At 71.9% G+C, this 16423-nt stretch carries 14 protein-coding genes; 1 reads left to right on the top strand and 13 read right to left on the bottom strand.

Features of this window, described 5'->3' with window-relative positions; all coding sequences use genetic code 11:
* Positions 1–19: 19 nt before the first annotated feature.
* The 12 genes from ACLQ28_RS27570 to ACLQ28_RS27515 form a co-directional block, all read right to left on the bottom strand.
* Positions 20–850, bottom strand: coding sequence for a phosphatase PAP2 family protein (locus ACLQ28_RS27570; protein ID WP_425689166.1), 831 nt, complete (start codon positions 848–850; stop codon positions 20–22).
* 111 nt (positions 851–961) lie between these two features.
* A complete protein-coding gene (locus ACLQ28_RS27565) occupies positions 962–2656 on the bottom strand; it encodes a glycoside hydrolase (protein WP_425689165.1) in 1695 nt (564 codons plus the stop codon).
* Positions 2657–2753: 97 nt separating this feature from the next.
* Positions 2754–3596 (bottom strand): shikimate dehydrogenase, encoded by an 843-nt coding sequence (locus tag ACLQ28_RS27560; RefSeq protein WP_425689259.1) that lies wholly within the window; start codon positions 3594–3596, stop codon positions 2754–2756.
* 67 nt (positions 3597–3663) lie between these two features.
* Positions 3664–4860: an endolytic transglycosylase MltG gene (gene mltG, locus ACLQ28_RS27555; protein WP_425689164.1), complete on the bottom strand. Its 1197-nt coding sequence runs from the start codon at positions 4858–4860 to the stop codon at positions 3664–3666.
* The gene (gene ruvX / locus ACLQ28_RS27550) at positions 4860–5318 is read right to left on the bottom strand and encodes a Holliday junction resolvase RuvX (protein WP_184184558.1); all 459 of its coding nucleotides are present in this window, start codon (positions 5316–5318) and stop codon (positions 4860–4862) included. Before ruvX ends, mltG begins: the two co-directional genes overlap by 1 nt.
* Positions 5319–5390: 72 nt before the next feature.
* Positions 5391–8069 carry an alanine--tRNA ligase gene (alaS, locus tag ACLQ28_RS27545; RefSeq protein WP_425689163.1) on the bottom strand — a complete coding sequence of 893 codons (2679 nt, stop codon included), beginning with the start codon at positions 8067–8069 and terminating at the stop codon, positions 5391–5393.
* Positions 8066–8371: a hypothetical protein gene (locus ACLQ28_RS27540; RefSeq protein WP_425689162.1), complete on the bottom strand. Its 306-nt coding sequence runs from the start codon at positions 8369–8371 to the stop codon at positions 8066–8068. The genes alaS and ACLQ28_RS27540 overlap by 4 nt, the downstream gene beginning before the upstream one ends.
* A gap of 29 nt (positions 8372–8400) precedes the next feature.
* A complete protein-coding gene (locus tag ACLQ28_RS27535) occupies positions 8401–8865 on the bottom strand; it encodes a DUF948 domain-containing protein (protein ID WP_425689161.1) in 465 nt (154 codons plus the stop codon).
* Between the two features lie 148 nt (positions 8866–9013).
* Positions 9014–9649: a hypothetical protein gene (locus tag ACLQ28_RS27530; protein WP_425689258.1), complete on the bottom strand. Its 636-nt coding sequence runs from the start codon at positions 9647–9649 to the stop codon at positions 9014–9016.
* A 1520-nt stretch (positions 9650–11169) separates the two neighbouring features.
* Positions 11170–11718, bottom strand: a complete 549-nt coding sequence (locus ACLQ28_RS27525) for a hypothetical protein (RefSeq protein ID WP_425689160.1) — start codon at positions 11716–11718, stop codon at positions 11170–11172.
* A gap of 495 nt (positions 11719–12213) precedes the next feature.
* Positions 12214–13752 carry a replication-associated recombination protein A gene (locus ACLQ28_RS27520; protein WP_425689159.1) on the bottom strand — a complete coding sequence of 513 codons (1539 nt, stop codon included), beginning with the start codon at positions 13750–13752 and terminating at the stop codon, positions 12214–12216.
* A gap of 74 nt (positions 13753–13826) precedes the next feature.
* Positions 13827–14039 (bottom strand): hypothetical protein, encoded by a 213-nt coding sequence (locus ACLQ28_RS27515; RefSeq protein WP_425689158.1) that lies wholly within the window; start codon positions 14037–14039, stop codon positions 13827–13829.
* 138 nt (positions 14040–14177) lie between these two features.
* Here ACLQ28_RS27515 and ACLQ28_RS27510 point away from each other — a divergent pair, with 138 nt between their 5' ends.
* Positions 14178–14918 carry a GNAT family N-acetyltransferase gene (locus tag ACLQ28_RS27510; RefSeq protein WP_425689157.1) on the top strand — a complete coding sequence of 247 codons (741 nt, stop codon included), beginning with the start codon at positions 14178–14180 and terminating at the stop codon, positions 14916–14918.
* A 109-nt stretch (positions 14919–15027) separates the two neighbouring features.
* Here the strand turns inward: ACLQ28_RS27510 and ACLQ28_RS27505 are convergent, their stop codons facing one another.
* Positions 15028–16347 (bottom strand): MFS transporter, encoded by a 1320-nt coding sequence (locus tag ACLQ28_RS27505; protein WP_425689156.1) that lies wholly within the window; start codon positions 16345–16347, stop codon positions 15028–15030.
* Between the last annotated feature and the right edge of the window lie 76 nt (positions 16348–16423).

Here is a 16423-nt window from a genome sequence, read left to right as displayed (position 1 = left end):
AGCGGCAACGCAGAACGGGTCAGGCGGCGGTCGCGACCTCGACGGGTGCCGCGCTCGCGGACCGTAGGGGTGGACGCACCCGACCCTCGGCGACGAGGACCGTCAGAACCATCACGCTGACCAGCAGAACACCGAAGACCCAGCCACCGATCACATCCGTGAGCCAGTGCTTCTCGGCATAGATCCGGGTGTAACCCTCCACGGAGACCAGCACGGCCAGCGCGGTCGCGATGGCGATTCGACCCCGTCGCGGGACGTTCCAGGTCAGCCCCGCCAGCACCGCGATGGTGCCGAAGGTGAGCATGACCCGGGCGCAGCCGCCAGAGGGATAGGTGCCGAGGTCCGTGGGTGGGTGGCCCCGGTTGACGGTCAGCGCCAGGACCTGCTGGGTGTACTGCTCGAGGACGAACTGCAACGGCATCACGAGCAGCGGGATCCACCAACGACGACGTCGCCAGGCGATGGCGAAGCCGACCGCCGCGACCACCGTCACCCACTTGAGCGGGTACCGGTCCCCGAGCGCGGTGACGAACGAGTTGATGTCGGCCCATACCTCGACACGGCGGGCATGGACGTAGTCGAAGACCGGGTTGTCGACCGACGGCTCCAACCTGGACAGCGCCTCACCGAAGGGCCAGCAGATCGTCACCACCGCCGCCGACCCGGCGAGCAGGACGACGAGCGCGGCCCCGAGTCGGCCGAGAGCCTCGGTGAGCCCGACCACTGCGGCGCGCAGTCGGTCTGCCGTTCGGCTCTCCAGTGCGGCCGGACCCCAACGGGTCGCCACCACGGGGATCAGGACGGCCGGCAGCAGCACCGACGCTGCCCCCAGAGCGTAGATCAGCACCACCGGCCGACACCGCCGTCCACTGGACCGGCGACTGGGCTCAGCACGTCCATGGCACGCGGCCACCTGGCATCCGCCACCGCCATCAGTCCTCCTCCACCGCCCGAGTGAACGTCAGCGACTGCCTCCGGTGGCCTGCCGCAGGTACGGATCCTGTCCGGCCTGCGCAAAGCCCGCCACCGCCGAGACATCGTGGTTCATCGTCATGTCGCAGTTTGCCGTACGGCTGGTCATGCCCGCCGAGTTGAAGTAGATAGCGGCCTTGATCTTCGGGTGTGCCTTCAATGCCGCCGGAAGCTGCTGGAACCACCGCTGCTTGGCGCCCGGGTCGGCAGCGTTGAAGTTGGTGCCGAACTCGGCGAGCATCCGGGGCTTGCCGGTGCCGATGCCGTTGCCGTTCAACCAGTCGTAGAAACCGCCCACGGTCGTGCTCGGGCTCTTCCACACCGTGCTGCCGTTGCAGACGTGGAAGTTGTACGGGTCGTAGGCCACCCAGTCGACGTAGTGGTCACCGGGGTACAGGCCGGCGTACCGGGAATAGTGACCGGACCAGCCCATCATTGTCCAGACCCAGACCGCGTTCGTCGTACCCGCCTTCGCGAACCGCTCGTGGACGTAGCGCCAGGCGCGGACGAAGTCGGCGTCGCTGCCCTTGGCCGGCTCGTCCTCCGGCTCGTGGTCGAAACCCATGAAGACCGGCACGCCAGCGGCGCGGATGCGACCCGCGACCGCGTCGATGGTCTCGTCCTGCCTGCCGCTGTAAACATCGGACCAGGTCAGGACGGTGCCGGCGGAGAAGTCGCGGGACTCCCAGGCGAAGAACATCAGCCGGCCCTCGCGCATCTGCTGCAACTCGTAGACGTCGGGGAAGGCACCGTTGCTGCCGGCGTTGGAGAAGTCGTGGTAGCGGTGCACGATGTCGAACTTGCGCCCGACCTGCGTCTCCACATCGGTGACAGCCTTGCCATGGTCCCAGCCGCCGGCCGCCCCGGCGGGTGAGTACATGCCCCACCAGGCGCCACAGGAGGGGACGAGCTTGTCCGACACCGAGCCGCACCCACCGGTGGGCCTGGTGGGGGTTGCCGCAGCGGAGGGTGTCCGGGTCGGCGCGACCGTCGGCGATGGCTTCGAGACGGTGGTGGTACGCGGCGCGCTCGGCGTCAGCCGGGTGGTCGGCGACGACGACGGTCGGGCCCCCATGTCGTAGCTGACGACGAGGCTGGGGCGCAGGACCGGGTTGCGGTTGTCGACCGAAGCCCAGTAGATCCGGCTCTCCAGGCCACTCTGCACCAGCGAGACCGTCCAGGTGCCGTTGCCGGTGACCAGCTTGGAGATGTCCCACTCGTTGAAGCCGCTGGACACAGCCGTCACGCTGTCCAACTCGTCACCAGCCGACGCCAGGGCCGGCCGCGCCTCGCGCGCGCTCAGCGGGGAGGCGTGCGCCGTCACCGTGGCGGCGAACTGCTGCCAGGCGTGCACCCGCAGCGTCGCCCGGACGTTGACCGCGGTGGCCGGCACGGTGGTCACGACGAACTCGATGACCGCCTCGCGGCCACCGCTCGGGTTGCCGTCGCAACGCGTCGAGCAGGTGGCCAGCGTCGCCTTGGCCGCATTGTCACCGTCTTGCGACACCGCGGTCGCGGTGGTGTCCGCCGCCGCCCGGATCGACAAATCGTCACTGGCCAGCAGCGGCATCATGGTCGCCACGATGCCAGCGACCACCGCGCCGCCGACCACCCCGATGGCGATCGCCCTGCGCCGAGGTGCGGTGCGGTGCCGAGTGACACGATGCAGTCCATGCCTGGTCAAGGAAACTCCCTGTATCTGCTTCCGTAACGGTGAGCAGCGTATCGATGACCACGCAATGTCGTACGCAGGACAGTTTCCCGTAAGCGCGTCTTAACTCTCAGCTAAGGCGCCCCGGCGTCAACCCCACGGCTACCAGCGCTGCCCGCATCGCCTCGACCGGGGCGGCCACGCCGGTGAACTGCTCGAACTGCCCAACCGCCTGAGCCAGCAGCAGGTCCAGACCGGACACCACGCACAGGCCGGCCGCGACAGCGGAAGCAGCCAGCGGCGTGGGCCACGGATCGTAGAGCGCGTCGAAGAACACCGCGCCCGGCCGCCAGGCCACCGCGCCGGCCAGCGGGTCGGCAACCCCCTTCGGCACGGTGGAGACAGCCACCTCGGCGGCGGAGAGGTGCCGGTGCGCGTCGGCCCAGCCGGCGGAGGTCAGCGTGACACCCAAGGCGCCCGCCACCGGTCGCAACTCGTCGATCGCCGCCGCACGGCGGGCCACCACCGTCACCGACGGGCAGGCCAACTGCGCGGCGGCGGCGAGCGCGGCGCGGGCCGTACCGCCCGCACCGAGCACCGTCACGGCAGCACCGGCCACCACCCCGGCATCGGTCAGCACCTGCACCATGCCGGCGACGTCGGTGTTGTCCGCGTACCAGGAGCCGTCGGGACGGCGTACCAACGTGTTGGCCGCGCCGACAGCGACGGCGACCGGCGACGCGGCGTCGGCCACGGCGAGCGCCGCCTCCTTGCCCGGCATGGTCACCGACAACCCGGCCCACTCCGGGCCCAGGCCGGCGACCAGATCCGACAGCTCCGCCGCCGCGCACTCGATCCGGGTGTACGACCAGCCGGTCAACCCGGCGGCGGCGTACCCAGCGTTGTGGATCACCGGGGAGAGGGAGTGCGCGATCGGCTTGCCCAGCACCGCAGCCCTACGGGTCGACACGATCACCGCCGGCCGCCTTCGCCACGCTCCGCAACACTCCCCCGCTCTCCCGCACCCGCCGGACATGCCGTCAGATGATGCCGGCCTCCCGAGCCTTGTTCTCGTTGCGCTTCTGCTGCTCGTACGTCTCGGCGAACTCCGAGTGGCCCTGCTTGTCGATCGCCACGAAGTAGAGCCACTTGCCGGGCGGCGGGTCCATCGCCCCCTCCAGGGCCTGCTTGCCCGGGTTGTTGATCGGGGTGGGGATCATGCCGGGCAGCTTGCGGTTGTACGGGTTCTTCGGGTCGTTCAGCTCGGACTCGGTCATCTGCTTGGACGACTTGGTCGGCTTGCCGATCGACTCCAGGTAGTAGTTGACCGTGACGTCCATCTCCAGGCAGTTGCACGGGAACTCGCCGTACGCCCGGTTGTAGGCCACCCGGGCGACCTTGCCGAGGTCGTCCTTGTTGCCGGCCTCGGCCTGGGCCAGTGAGGCCACGATCAGCGCCTCGTACGGGCTGACCTTGCGCTCCTCCTGCACCCGGTCGGCGAACTTCATCTCTCCGCTCACCGAGAGGAAACGGTTCACCATCAGCTTGAGGATGCTCTCGGCCGTGGACTTCGGCGGGATCTCGTACGTGTCCGGGAAGAGGAAGCCCTCGACGGACTTGACGACCTTCTTGCCGTCGTCGCGCTTGAACCACCAATCCGGGATGCCGAGCCCCTCCGGGTCCTTCGCGGCGGCCTGGAAGTCCTTGACCGGGATCTTGGTCTTGTCGGAGAGCAGCTTGTAAATGTTGAAGCTCGTACGACCCTCGGGGATCGTCAGCCCGTTGACGATCTTGTTCTTCAGGTCGAGCATCGCGGTGACGGCGTTCACGCCGCTCATCTGCTTGCGCAGCTTGTACGTGCCCGGCTGGATGTTCTTGCTGCGCGAGTTGGCCTCAGCCGCCTCGACGAACGCCTTCTGGCTCTTGACCACATCGGCCGCCACGAGGGCGTCTGCCATGTCGGCCAGCAGCGCACCGCTCTTGATCTCGACGGTGATCTCACCGGACCCGGCGCCGTCGTAGTCGGGGGTGACGAAGTAGTTCTGGATGCGGTCGAAGCCGTAGAACGCGCCGCCGCCGATGCCGCCCAACAGGATCAGGGCCATCAGCAAGGCCAGGATCGTCTTGCCCCGGCCGCCACCGGACCGGCCGTTGCGCTTGCGGACGAAGCTGCGCCGGTGCCGGCCCTTCTCCCCCCGCTCCGGCTCATCGAACCCAAGGTCCAGATCGTCGATCATTACGTCCGCCTCCGCTGCGCGTCCAGCCAGCTCTGCAGGATCTCGACTGCGGCTGCCTGGTCGACAACCGCACGTTGACGTTTACCTCGGACGCCACGCTCGGCAAGCCTACGAGAAGCGACCACGGTCGACATTCTCTCGTCAGTGAGGGTTACCGGGACGGGCGCTATCACATCGACCAGTCGGTCAGCGTACGCCTTCACATGGACGGCCGCAGGGCCGTGCTTGCCGGCGAGATTGACCGGAAGGCCGACGACAACCCCCACGGCTTCGTGCTCGGCGACAAGCGCGGCCAACTCGGCGAGGTCACTCGGCACCGCGTCGGGCGCCGCCGTCAGATCCCGGGCCAGCGTGACCAGCGGTGTTGCCAAGATCCCGTCCGGGTCCGAGCGGGAGATCCCCACCCGTACCTGACCGACGTCCACCCCGATCCGCACACCACGTGTCAGTTCAGCCACCGACGGTCACCACCGACGTGGAACGCGCCAGGGCGGACCAAGCGGTCCGCCCTGGCTGACAGTGATCGCCCATCACGCCTCAGTGATCGCCTTCTCGACGGTGAGCAGCAGGTTCGGGGCCTCGGCCGCGGGCAGGCCGCCACCCTGGGCCAGGTCGGGGCTGCCACCACCGCGCCCGGAGAACGCCGCCTTCACCAGCTCCGAGGCGGCCAGACCCCGGCTGCGCGCGGCCGCATTGACCGCCACCACCAGGGACGCCTTGCCGTTCGACCGAGCCGCCACCGCGACCACCGCCGGCCGCGCCGGGTCGATCTTGCCGCGGATCTCCTGGGCCAGGGTCCGCACATCGTTGCCGGCCGCACCCTCGGGTGCCTCGGTGCCCACGTACGCGACCCCGCGCACGTCCTTGGCCTGCGCCGCGAGCGCGGACGCACCGCCCAGCACCAGCTGGGCGCGCAGCTTCTCCAGCTCCTTCTCCGCGTCCCGGAGCTGGGTGACGGTCTGCTCCACCCGGTCGGCGACCTGATCGTTGGGCACCCGGTACAGCTCGGCCAGCCGGGAGACCAGCAGGTGCTCCTTGGCCAGGAAGCCGAAGGCATCCATGCCGACCAGCGCCTCGACCCGGCGGACGCCGGACCCGATCGACGACTCGGAGAGGATCTTCACGAGGCCGAGCTGGGCCGACCGGGCCACGTGCGTGCCGCCGCACAGCTCCCGGGCGTAGTCACCCACCTCGACGACCCGCACCTCCTCGCCGTACTTCTCGCCGAAGAGGGCCATCGCCCCGATCCGCCGCGCCTCGTCCAGCGAGGTGATGAAGGCGTGCACCTCCAGGTCGGCCAACAGCACCTCGTTGACCTGCTGCTCCACATCCCGCAGGACGCTCGGCGACACCCCGGTCGGGGTGTTGAAGTCGAACCGGAGCCGGCCGGGCGCGTTCAGCGAACCCGCCTGCGTGGCCGACTCGCCGAGGAAGTTCCGCATGGTCTGGTGCACCAGGTGCGTGGCGGTGTGCGACCGGGAGATCGCCCGGCGCCGAGTCGTGTCGATCTCGGCGAAGCCGGCCTCACCAGCGCGCACCTCGCCCCGGATCACCCGGGCGCGGTGCACGATCAGGCCGGGCACCGGCTGCTGCACGTCGAGCACCTCGACCTGCCCGCCACCAACCGTGATCATGCCCTGGTCGGGCTGTTGGCCACCGCCCTCGGCGTAGAACGGGGTGGTGTCCAGGACCAGCTCGATCGTGTCGCCCTCGGTCGCCGCCTGACGCGGGCCGTCGGCGCCGAGCAGCGCCCGCACCGTCGACTCGCGGGACACCTCGCTGTACCCGGTGAACGTCACCGGGCCACCCGAGTCGAGCACCGACCGGTACGCCGACAGGTCGACGTGCCCCGTCTTGCGGGCCTGCGCGTCCGCCTTCGCCCGGGTCCGCTGGTCGGCCATCAGCCGACGGAAACCCTCGTCGTCGACCGCGAGCCCCTGCTCCGCGGCGATCTCCAGGGTCAGATCGATCGGGAAGCCGTACGTGTCGTGCAGCTGGAAGGCCTTCGCCCCGGACAGCGCCGAGCCACCCGCGGTGCGGGTCTCCGCGATCGCGGTGTCCAGGATCGTGGTGCCGGCACGCAGAGTCGACAGGAACGCCTCCTCCTCCGCGTACGCGTAATCCGCGATCCGGTCGAAGTCGGTCGCCAGCTCCGGGTACGACGGGGCCATGCAGTCCCGGGCCACCGGCAGCAACTCGGGCAACGCCCGATCCTGCCAGCCCAGCAGCCGGATCGACCGGATCGCCCGGCGCATGATCCGACGCAGCACGTAGCCGCGACCCTCGTTGCTCGGGGTAACGCCGTCGCCGATCAACATCAGCGCCGTCCGCACGTGATCGGCGATCACCCGCAGCCGGACGTCGTCCGGGTGCGACTCGCTCGCCACATGACCGGAGTGCACGCCGTACCGCTTGCCGGTCAGCTCAGCCGCCCGCGCCAGGATCGGCCGAACCTCGTCGATCTCGTAGAGGTTGTCGACGCCCTGCAGGATCGAGGCCATCCGCTCCAGGCCCATGCCGGTGTCGATGTTCTTCGCCGGCAGGTCACCCAGGATCGGGTAGTCGTCCTTGGTGGTGCCCGGACCCCGCTCGAACTGCATGAAGACGAGATTCCAGAACTCCATGTAGCGGTCCTCGTCGACCGCCGGACCGCCCTCGCGGCCGTACTCCGGGCCCCGGTCGTAGAACAGCTCGGAGCACGGACCACACGGCCCGGGAATACCCATCGACCAGAAGTTGTCCGCCTTGCCCCGGCGAACGATCCGCTCGGCCGGCACCCCCACCGACCGCCAGATCTCGTACGCCTCATCGTCGTCGAGGTAGACCGTCGGCCAGACGCGTTCCGGGTCCAGCCCGAACCCACCATCGGCCTGCGACTTGGTGACCAGGTCCCACGCGAGCGGAATCGCGCCGGACTTGAAGTAGTCGCCGAAGGAGAAGTTGCCGTTCATCTGGAAGAACGTGCCGTGCCGGCTGGTCTTACCGACCTCGTCGATGTCCGGGGTGCGGATGCACTTCTGCACGCTGACCGCCCGCTGATACGCGGGGGTCTGCTGACCCAGGAAGTACGGCACGAACTGCACCATGCCGGCGTTGACGAAGAGCAGGTTCGGGTCGCTGATGGCGGGCAGCGGAGCGGACGGCACCACAGTGTGGCCATTCGCCTCGAAATGGGCGAGATACCGCCGCTTGATCTCCGCCGTCTTCATCGCTGGTGTTCCTCCGGAAATATGTCTCGATCGCCGATCCGCGGGTCTTCCCGCAGGTCAGCGAACTGATCGTCGAACATCTCGCCCTGGGCGAACGCCTGGTGGATCTCCTGCTCGCGTTCGGCCATCCCAACCCGGACGTCCTCCACGAAGCTACGCAACGACTCAACGAGCCCGCCAGCGGATTGTGTCACCGTGCTGGCGATGCCGGCCGGCGTGTACGCCTGGGCCGTCCGGGTCGCCTTGCGGACCACGATCACACCGACGGCCACCCCGATACCGAGCCAGAACAAGCGCCTCATGTCTCGTTACCTCCTGGTGCGCCGGCCGGTCAGTTGTTGCCGCGCCGCGCGGCCCGTCGCTGCTGCTTGATGGTGTCGCGCACCTCGCGCTCGGTCTCGGCGTGCCGGCGGCCGGCAGCGGCCTTGCGCACGCTGTAACCGAACGCGGCCACCTTGACCAGCGGATTGGCCGCCGCGGCGGAGACGACGGTAGCCAGGTTGGCGATGTTGGCGGTGACGTTCTGCGCGTGGCTGGTCATGGTGTCGACCTTCGCCAGCTGGAGGTTCACGCCGTCGAGCGAGGTCTGCACCTGCTCCAACGCGGTGTTGACGTTCTTCACCGTGGTGTTCACGTCACCGAGCAGCGGGCCGGTCCGATCGTTGAGGTCGTTGATCATCCGGGTCGTGGCGTCAACCGTGTGCCGCAGCCGCAGGATGGGCAACGTCAGGATGAGCACCAGCACCGCGAACGCGCACGCCGCGACCAGCGCCGCAATCGCTCCAATGTCGCCCACGCCTGTCCTCCTCAAGCAGAGTTCCGTAGGACCCGACGTCCCCGGAACACACAACCGTGGTACCCGTACCGGCCGCCACGCGATCGCGGTCACCGGTAGCGGGCGTGCCCGCCAGCCCCAGACCCTACCGTCCGTGGTGGAAACCGGCTCACGACGGTGAGGGTGTCAGCTCACCCAGCGGATCCCCGCTGACCGTGGGGAACGGGTCCTCTCCGGTCAGTGACGGGTCGGTCGTCGGCTGCGGTCTGGTCCGCTCGTCGTCGATCGCGTTGCGTACCTTCACCGACACCAACGAGCCGGTGCACTCCGTCGCAGCGGCCGACGGATCGGTAGACGGCACGACGGCCGGCTCGCCGTCGACCGGCGGCGGTACGCAGGTCGGCTCGCGTACCCACAGGTCGAGGGTCAACTCGTCGCGGCGCCAGCAGGTGTAACTGCCCTTCGTCTTCTGCTCCGGGCAGCGGCTCACCTTCCACGGCTGCCAGCCGTCCTGGCGCAGCGCGTCCTCGTAGACCTGCGCCGTATCCGTCGGCGGCTTCTCCGAGGTCACGGTGCGCTCACGCAGCCGGCAGTCGAGCAGACACCACCGGCTGCCGCTGACGTCGTCGACCGTCTTCGCGGCGGCCCAGCCGGGCACGTTGAGCTGATCCAGGTTGTCGAAGACCGGGTCACGGCTCAGCGTCCGGATGCCGAAGAACAGCGGCACCGCACCGAGCAGCACGACGCTGACCAGCACCAGCACCGCCACACGCAGGCGACGCCGTTCACGCGACTGCCGGCGCATCTCGGATCGGGCACCCGGTGCGGCACCCTCGTCGGGCGCGTCCTGGCCGGCCGAACGCAGCGCGGGCCCGCCGGACGGCTCCGGTGCCGGCCGGTCCACCGGACCGGACGGGGACGGCACCACGACGGCAGCACGGGCCACACCGACGGGCTCGCCGGAGCGACCCGGCGGTGGCACAGGGGTGACACCACTCGGCTCGGAACGGCCGGGCTCCCGATGCGGAGGCAGGGCACGCCCTGCCGCACGGTCGGACGGCGCGGGCCGACCGGCCGGGGCACCACCACGGGCCGACGCCGGGGACCCGGGACCGGCATTCGGCTCACCGTGCGACCGCTCGTCGGCGTGGGGCGGCTGCCCACCACCGGGTGGGCGGGCGGCAGCACGAGCCGGACCGTCCGGACGCGAACGCGGCGGACCATCCACACCCGGCACAGCAGCACGAGCCGGACCGTCCGGACGCGAACGCGGCGGACCATCCACACCCGGCACAGCAGCACGAGCCGGGCCGTCCGGACGCGCGGCGTCCCGGGGGGCCGCCTCGGCACCCGAGCCGGGGCGGGGCAGGCCGTCGGCACCACGGCGCCCGGTGCCCGGGACCGGTGCGTCACCCGGGATGGGCCGGGCCCGGCCCGGCGGGGCGGAGCGGGCGGCGCCGCGAGCCGGTGCGGCGGGACCGGCGCCGGGTGCGGGTCGACCCTGGCCGTCCGGGCCAGGCTCGGCCGTCGGGTGACGTCGTCGGCCGGTCGGCTCCGACGCGGGAGTTCCGTCCGTGCCCGGCGCGGCCACCGGACGGCCGCGCCGGCCGGTGGGGTCCGGAACGGGCGCCGCAGCGCCCCGGCCACGGGTGGCGCGATCGCCGGACGTCGGCGAATAGGGCGGAGTCTGTTCTCCGGTGGATCCTGGTGCGTCCGGTCGGGCGGCACGACGACCGGTCGGTGCGTCCGCGCCCGGATCAGCCGGCGGGCCGGCGGGCCGGCGGCCGGCGGTGCGATCCGCAGCCGGGTCGGGCACGCCGAGGCGACCGGACGCCTGGTCGACGAGCTCCCCCGTGTCGGCGGCCGGCGCCGGACGGCGACCCGCGGCCGGCGGGGTGCCTCCTCGGCGGTTGACCACCGGCAGGCCGGGGTCGGTGTGCGGCAGGCGGCCGGCTTGGCGTAGCCAGTCGGCGGGCCGCTCCGGGCGGTCCGCCCGTGCTTCGCCGCCGGCCGGCGTACGTCGCTCCGGCTCGGCGGAGACGGCACGGCGACGACCGGTGCTGTCGGCCTGGCCGACAGTGGGCGTGGCGCCGCTGTGACCTCCGGCGGCCTCCGGCACCGGCGGCGCGTTTCCTGAGCGGGGAACAGCGGGCTCGTCGGACTCCGCGGCACGGCGACGGCCGGCGGCGGCCGGACGGGAACGCTCGGGGTCACGGCTGCCGGCAGGCTCCGGTGCCCCCGGGTCGACCGGGCCTGGGCGACGCCGCGCGGTACGCGGGTCACGGTCGATGGCGGGGTCAGGCCGCAGGCCGCCCGCGTCCGGCGTTACGGCGCCAGCCGGCGCGCCGTCGAAGCGGGCCGGGCCGGAGGCGGCAGGGGACCCGGCAACCCGTGCCGGATCGGTTGCCGGTCCGGCGGCACGTCGACCAGCGGGCGTGCCATCGGCGGGCGGTAGTGGCCGGCCGGGCTCGGTGGGCTCCGGGCCGGGTCGACGGCCCGCAGCGCCAGCGTCCGGGCGGCGCAGCGGTGGCGTCGCGTCCGGATGCCCACCGGGTACGCCAGCCTCCGGACGACGACCGGGCGGAACAGCAGCCTCCGGACGTCGACCGGGCGGAACAGCAGCGTCTGGACGTCGACCGGGTTGGGCGGCAGCGTCTGGACGTCGACCGGGCGGAACAGCGGCGTCCGGACGACGACCGGGCGGGGTTTCCGAGGTCGGTGGGCCCACGGGTGGGCCGGGGGGAGCCGTTGCCGGGCGGGGCCGGGCCGGGCCGCCGGGCGCGTCGGGAGTCGGACGAGGTCCCGGAGGGCTGGCCGGGTCGCCGCCAACCGGGCGGGCGGCGGGGGCCGACGGCGGTACGGCGGCGCGGGCACCGGGCGCCGGCTGCACGCCACGACGCGCCGGCTGACCCTGGGTGGGGGCAACGGGGCCGGCTGCGGGTGAACGGTCGTCCGGGCGGCGGCCCGCTGGCGGCGCCTCCCCCGGCCACGGGCCGTCGGCTGGTCGACGCGCGGCGGCACCGCTCGGCTCGCTTTGGCGGGGGGCAGGGGGCGCCGAGGCCTCCGGCGGCACCGGCGCACCTCCGCGCGCGCCGGCCGGCTCTGCCGGCGCACCCGTACGCGGCCCGACGGGTTCTGCCGGCGCACCCGTACGCGGCCCGGCGGGTTCTGCCGGGGCTCCGTCCGGACCCAGCTCGCCACGTTGCTGCTTGGCCGAGCGGAGGTCGTCGATCCAGCCGAGCTCCTCCCCGGCGACCGGCTCCTCCGGCTCAGCCTCGGCCGCTCGCCCTCGACCCCAGCGGCGCGTCTTGGCGCGGGGGTCGCGCCGCTCGTCCGGGCCCTCGTCCGGGCGGTCCCCACCACGCGATCTCACTGTTGACCCTCTCCTGCGGCGTCAGCGCCGCTGTCCTGCGTCGTGCCGGGGGCACTCGTGCCCGTCTTCGAGCGACCGGTCTCGCCAGGAAGCGCAGGCGCGGTCTGTGCCGTTACCTGCGACTCGGCCGTCGGAGTCTCCGGACGGGCGGCCGGGGCCGGCAGGCCACGCACGATCCGGCGCAGCAGCGGCAGCCGGGTGGCCACCGAACGTTCCGCGCCGTGCGGGCTGGGCTGGTAGTAGTCGGTGCCCACCAGGTCGTCCGGGACGTACTGCTGGGTGACCACGCCGCGCTGGTCGTCGTGCGGGTAGCGGTAGCCCGTACCGTGGCCCAGCCCTCGCGCCCCGGCGTAGTGCGCGTCGCGCAGCCCTCGCGGCACCGGGCCACCGCGACCCGCCCGGACGTCGGCGATCGCGGCGCCGATGGCGGTGGTGGCCGAGTTCGACTTGGGCGCCGTGGCCAGGTGGATGACCGCTTGGGCCAGGTTGAGCTGCGCTTCGGGCAGCCCCACGTACTCGACGGCGTGCGCGGCGGCGGTGGCGACGCTCAAGGCACTGGGGTCGGCCATGCCCACGTCCTCGCTGGCGAAGATGACGAGTCGGCGGGCGATGAACCGGGCGTCCTCGCCAGCGACCAGCATGCGGGCCAGCCAGTGCACCGCAGCGTCCACATCCGAGCCGCGCATGCTCTTGATGAACGCGCTGACCACGTCGTAGTGGGCGTCGCCGTCGCGGTCGTAACGCACCGCCGCCACGTCGACCGCCTGCTCGGCGGTGGCGAGGTCGATCCGCCCGCTGCCGAGCGCCGTGGCGGAGGCTGCCGCCGCCTCCAGCGCGGTGAGTGCCTTGCGGACGTCACCGGCGGCGAGCCGGACCAGGTGATCCTCGGCCTCGGGGGTCAGGGTGAGCACGCCGTCCAGGCCACGCTTGTCGGCGACCGCGCGGCGCAGCAGGCCCCGTACCGCCTCGTCGTCCAGCGGTTGCAGGGTGAGCAGCACGCACCGCGACAGCAGCGGAGAGATGACCGAGAAGTACGGATTCTCGGTGGTCGCCGCCAGCAACGTGACCGTACGGTCCTCGACTGCGGCGAGCAGCGAATCCTGCTGGGTCTTGCTGAACCGGTGCACCTCGTCGATGAAGAGCACGGTCTGCGGGCCGCCCGAACGGCGCTGGCGGCGGGCCGTCTCGATCACCGCCCGCACGTCCTTGACGCCGGCGGAGAGCGCCGACATGGCGACGAAGCGGCGGTCGGTCGCCCCGGCCACCAGGTGCGCGATGGTGGTCTTGCCGCTGCCCGGCGGGCCCCAGAGGATCACCGACATCGGGGCACCCCCGGAGACCAGTTGCCGCAGTGGGGCACCGGGGGCGAGCAGGTGGTCCTGCCCGATCAACTCGTCGAGGGTGACCGGGCGCATCCGGACGGGCAGGGGCGAATCGTCGGCCACGGCAGTGAAGCCGTCGACACCGGCGGGACCGGCGGGCGCGCTGCGCGACCCGGCGGGTTCACCGAGGGAGAAGAGGGCGTCGGACTCCATCACGAAGACAGTACCGGGCCGGGCCCACGACGCCGGAATCGCGCCGTAGGCCCGCCACCGGTGATCGGTTCCGGTCAGCCACGACCGGGGCGGCGGCCTCGGTACCAGCGGCCGCCGCCACCGCCGCGCGGGCCGTTGCCCACGCCACCCAGGTAGAGCGAGAGCAGGAGCAGCCCGATGAGCACGAGGGTCTGCCAGTTGAACAGGTCGGGCGCTCCGAAGTCTGTGTCGAGCAGGTCGATCAGCAGGGCGAAGCCAAAGACGATGGCGGCGAGAATGGCGAGCATGTCGGTCCTCCGGTGGGGGTTCCCAGTGGGTCGGCGCGTGATGTACCCAATCGGTCGGCTCGCCAATCTCCATGGTGGATTGGGTATGTCGGGTGGCCCGTCACGGTCGCCCCGGGCCCGGCTCCTAAGCTCGACGCCATGATCATCGACGACCGGGCGCTCCACGGCCGGGACGCCGTCCTGGCCGCCGCCAACCACCACCCGTACGCCAGGGCGGTGCTCTGGCGCGGCCTGGAGGCGCACGGCTACCAGCGCGACGGTGCGGTGCTCTGGGTGTTCCCGCCCGGCCACAGCAACGGAGGCGACGCGATCGGCCCGGCCGAGCCGACGATCGAGATCTGTGTCGCGCTTGCCGCCGCCGGGGTGTTGCGCCCGGGGCAGTCGCTGCACCTTCCCCGGCACGGTCGTGACCTGTTGTCAGATCGGCTGGTGGTGAGCCGGCACGACGACTGGGACTTCCTCTGGACCGGTACGCCCCCGCCGGAGCAGCCGGACGAGCAGCGGGTCGTACGGCTCACCGAGGCCGACAACCCGGCGCTGGAGGCGCTGATCGACGAGGCGTTCCCGACCTCCACCTCCCGCCCGGGCGACCCGCGGGTGGTGGACTGGTACGGCATCCGGGCTGGCGGCCGACTCGTGGCCTGCGGGGCGGACCGCAGTCGGGGCGACATCGGCTTCCTCGCCGGCCTGACCGTCGCTCCCGACCAGCGAGGGGGCGGGTTGGGAGCGGCGCTCACCGCCGCAATGACCCGGGCGCTGCTGACCCGCTATGACACCGTCGGGCTCGGCGTCTACCCGGACAACGTCGGGGCGATACGCCTCTACCGGCGGCTCGGTTTCACCAACACCCACCACCTCACCTCGATCCGCCTCGCCTGATCGGCCCTTCCCAACGGCTCGCCTGGTGCACGGCGGGCTAACGGCTCGGCCCTTCCCGACGGCTCGCGTGCTGCTCGGCGGGCTAACGGCTCGCGTGCTGCTCGGCGGGCTAACGGCTCGCGTGCTGCTCGGCAGGTGCGGGGCCCGCGGCCGGGTCGGTCGGGTCTGCAAGCGGCTCGGTCGGGGCCACGGCGACCCGTCGGCCGGCCCGCCAGGCGGGAAGGTAGAGCGGTGCGGCCGCGGCCAGCACCACCGCGCCGACCACCATGGCGGTGCCGACGCTGGTGGCGGCGGCGAGCGCCGTCAGGACCACCCCGCCGAGCGCGCCGGCCGGCTGCGCCATCATCGAGTTCAGGGAGAGGACGCTGGTCCGGTACGGGCCGTCGACCTGCCGATGCAACAGGCCACTGTGCAGCGGGTTGGACGCGCCGTGCACGGCATAGCAGGCCAGGTAGGCCACGAGCACGCCGACCGGCCCGGCGAACAGTCCCATCCCGACCACCGTCGCCCCCTGCAGGATGCGCAGCAGGGCCGCACCCGGCGCGGCACCGAGCCAGCGCAGCAGCAGCGGGGTCAGCGCCGCCCCGGCAGCCGAGGCAATCCAGGCGGCAGAGTTGGCTGGCCCGAGCAGCGCGGCGGCACGTTCCGGGTTGCCAATCACCTCGGCGAGCCGTACCGGCAGCAGCGACTCGAAGGTGATCATGCCGAAGCCCCAGAACAGCTCCACCGCGACCAGGGCCAGCAGCACCCGGGAGCGGCGCAGCAACCCGACCGCCTCGCCGATCATCCGGGGAGCCTGGACCACCGAGGCCCGCATGGCCGCGAATCCGGTGGCCGGCCGCTGCTCGACCAGCAGGACGACCAGCGCGATCAAGGCGACCGCCTGCGCGAGGATGGCGGCCAGCACCGGCACCGTGAGCGCGCTGACCGGCCCGATCGGACCGAGTGCGATCAGGCCACCGCTGAGCAACGCGCCGGCACCGATGGCACCGCCGACGACAGTGCCCGCGTAACCGAGACCCCGCTCGTATTCGGCCTCCGGGTCGGCGGCCAGGGTGGCATCGACGTACCAGGACTCCAGCGGGCCGCTGTCCAACGCCCGGTAGATCCCCTGCAACGCCCAGACCAGGAAGAACACCCAGAACGAGTCGGCCACCGCGAACAGCGCCAGCGAGGCGAGGTTGAGCGCTCCGGCGGCCAGCAGCACCGGTCGGCGGCCAAGGGCGTCGGCGAGGCCGCCGGTCGGCAACTCCAGCGCCAGCACGAGCAGCCCCTGCGCGGTGCCGACCAGGCCGATCTGCGGCAGCGACAGACCACGCTCCTGCATCAACAGGATCATCACCGGGATCATGAGACCCGTGGGCAGCCAGCGCAGGCCGTAGAGCGTGAGGTAGCGAGCCCGGACCTGGCGCACGGTCAGCCCCCTCACCACGCCACCTCAGTTCGCGACTGCGGGGCTCGCAAACCCCGCTCACTCCTCGCACTCACCACGCCACCCCAGTTCG

Source organism: Micromonospora sp. DT201 (genome assembly GCF_049841575.1).
Classification (GTDB): domain Bacteria; phylum Actinomycetota; class Actinomycetes; order Mycobacteriales; family Micromonosporaceae; genus Micromonospora.
The sequence above is the reverse complement of the archived record's forward strand: the minus strand, read 5'-3'. Positions and strand labels throughout refer to the sequence as shown.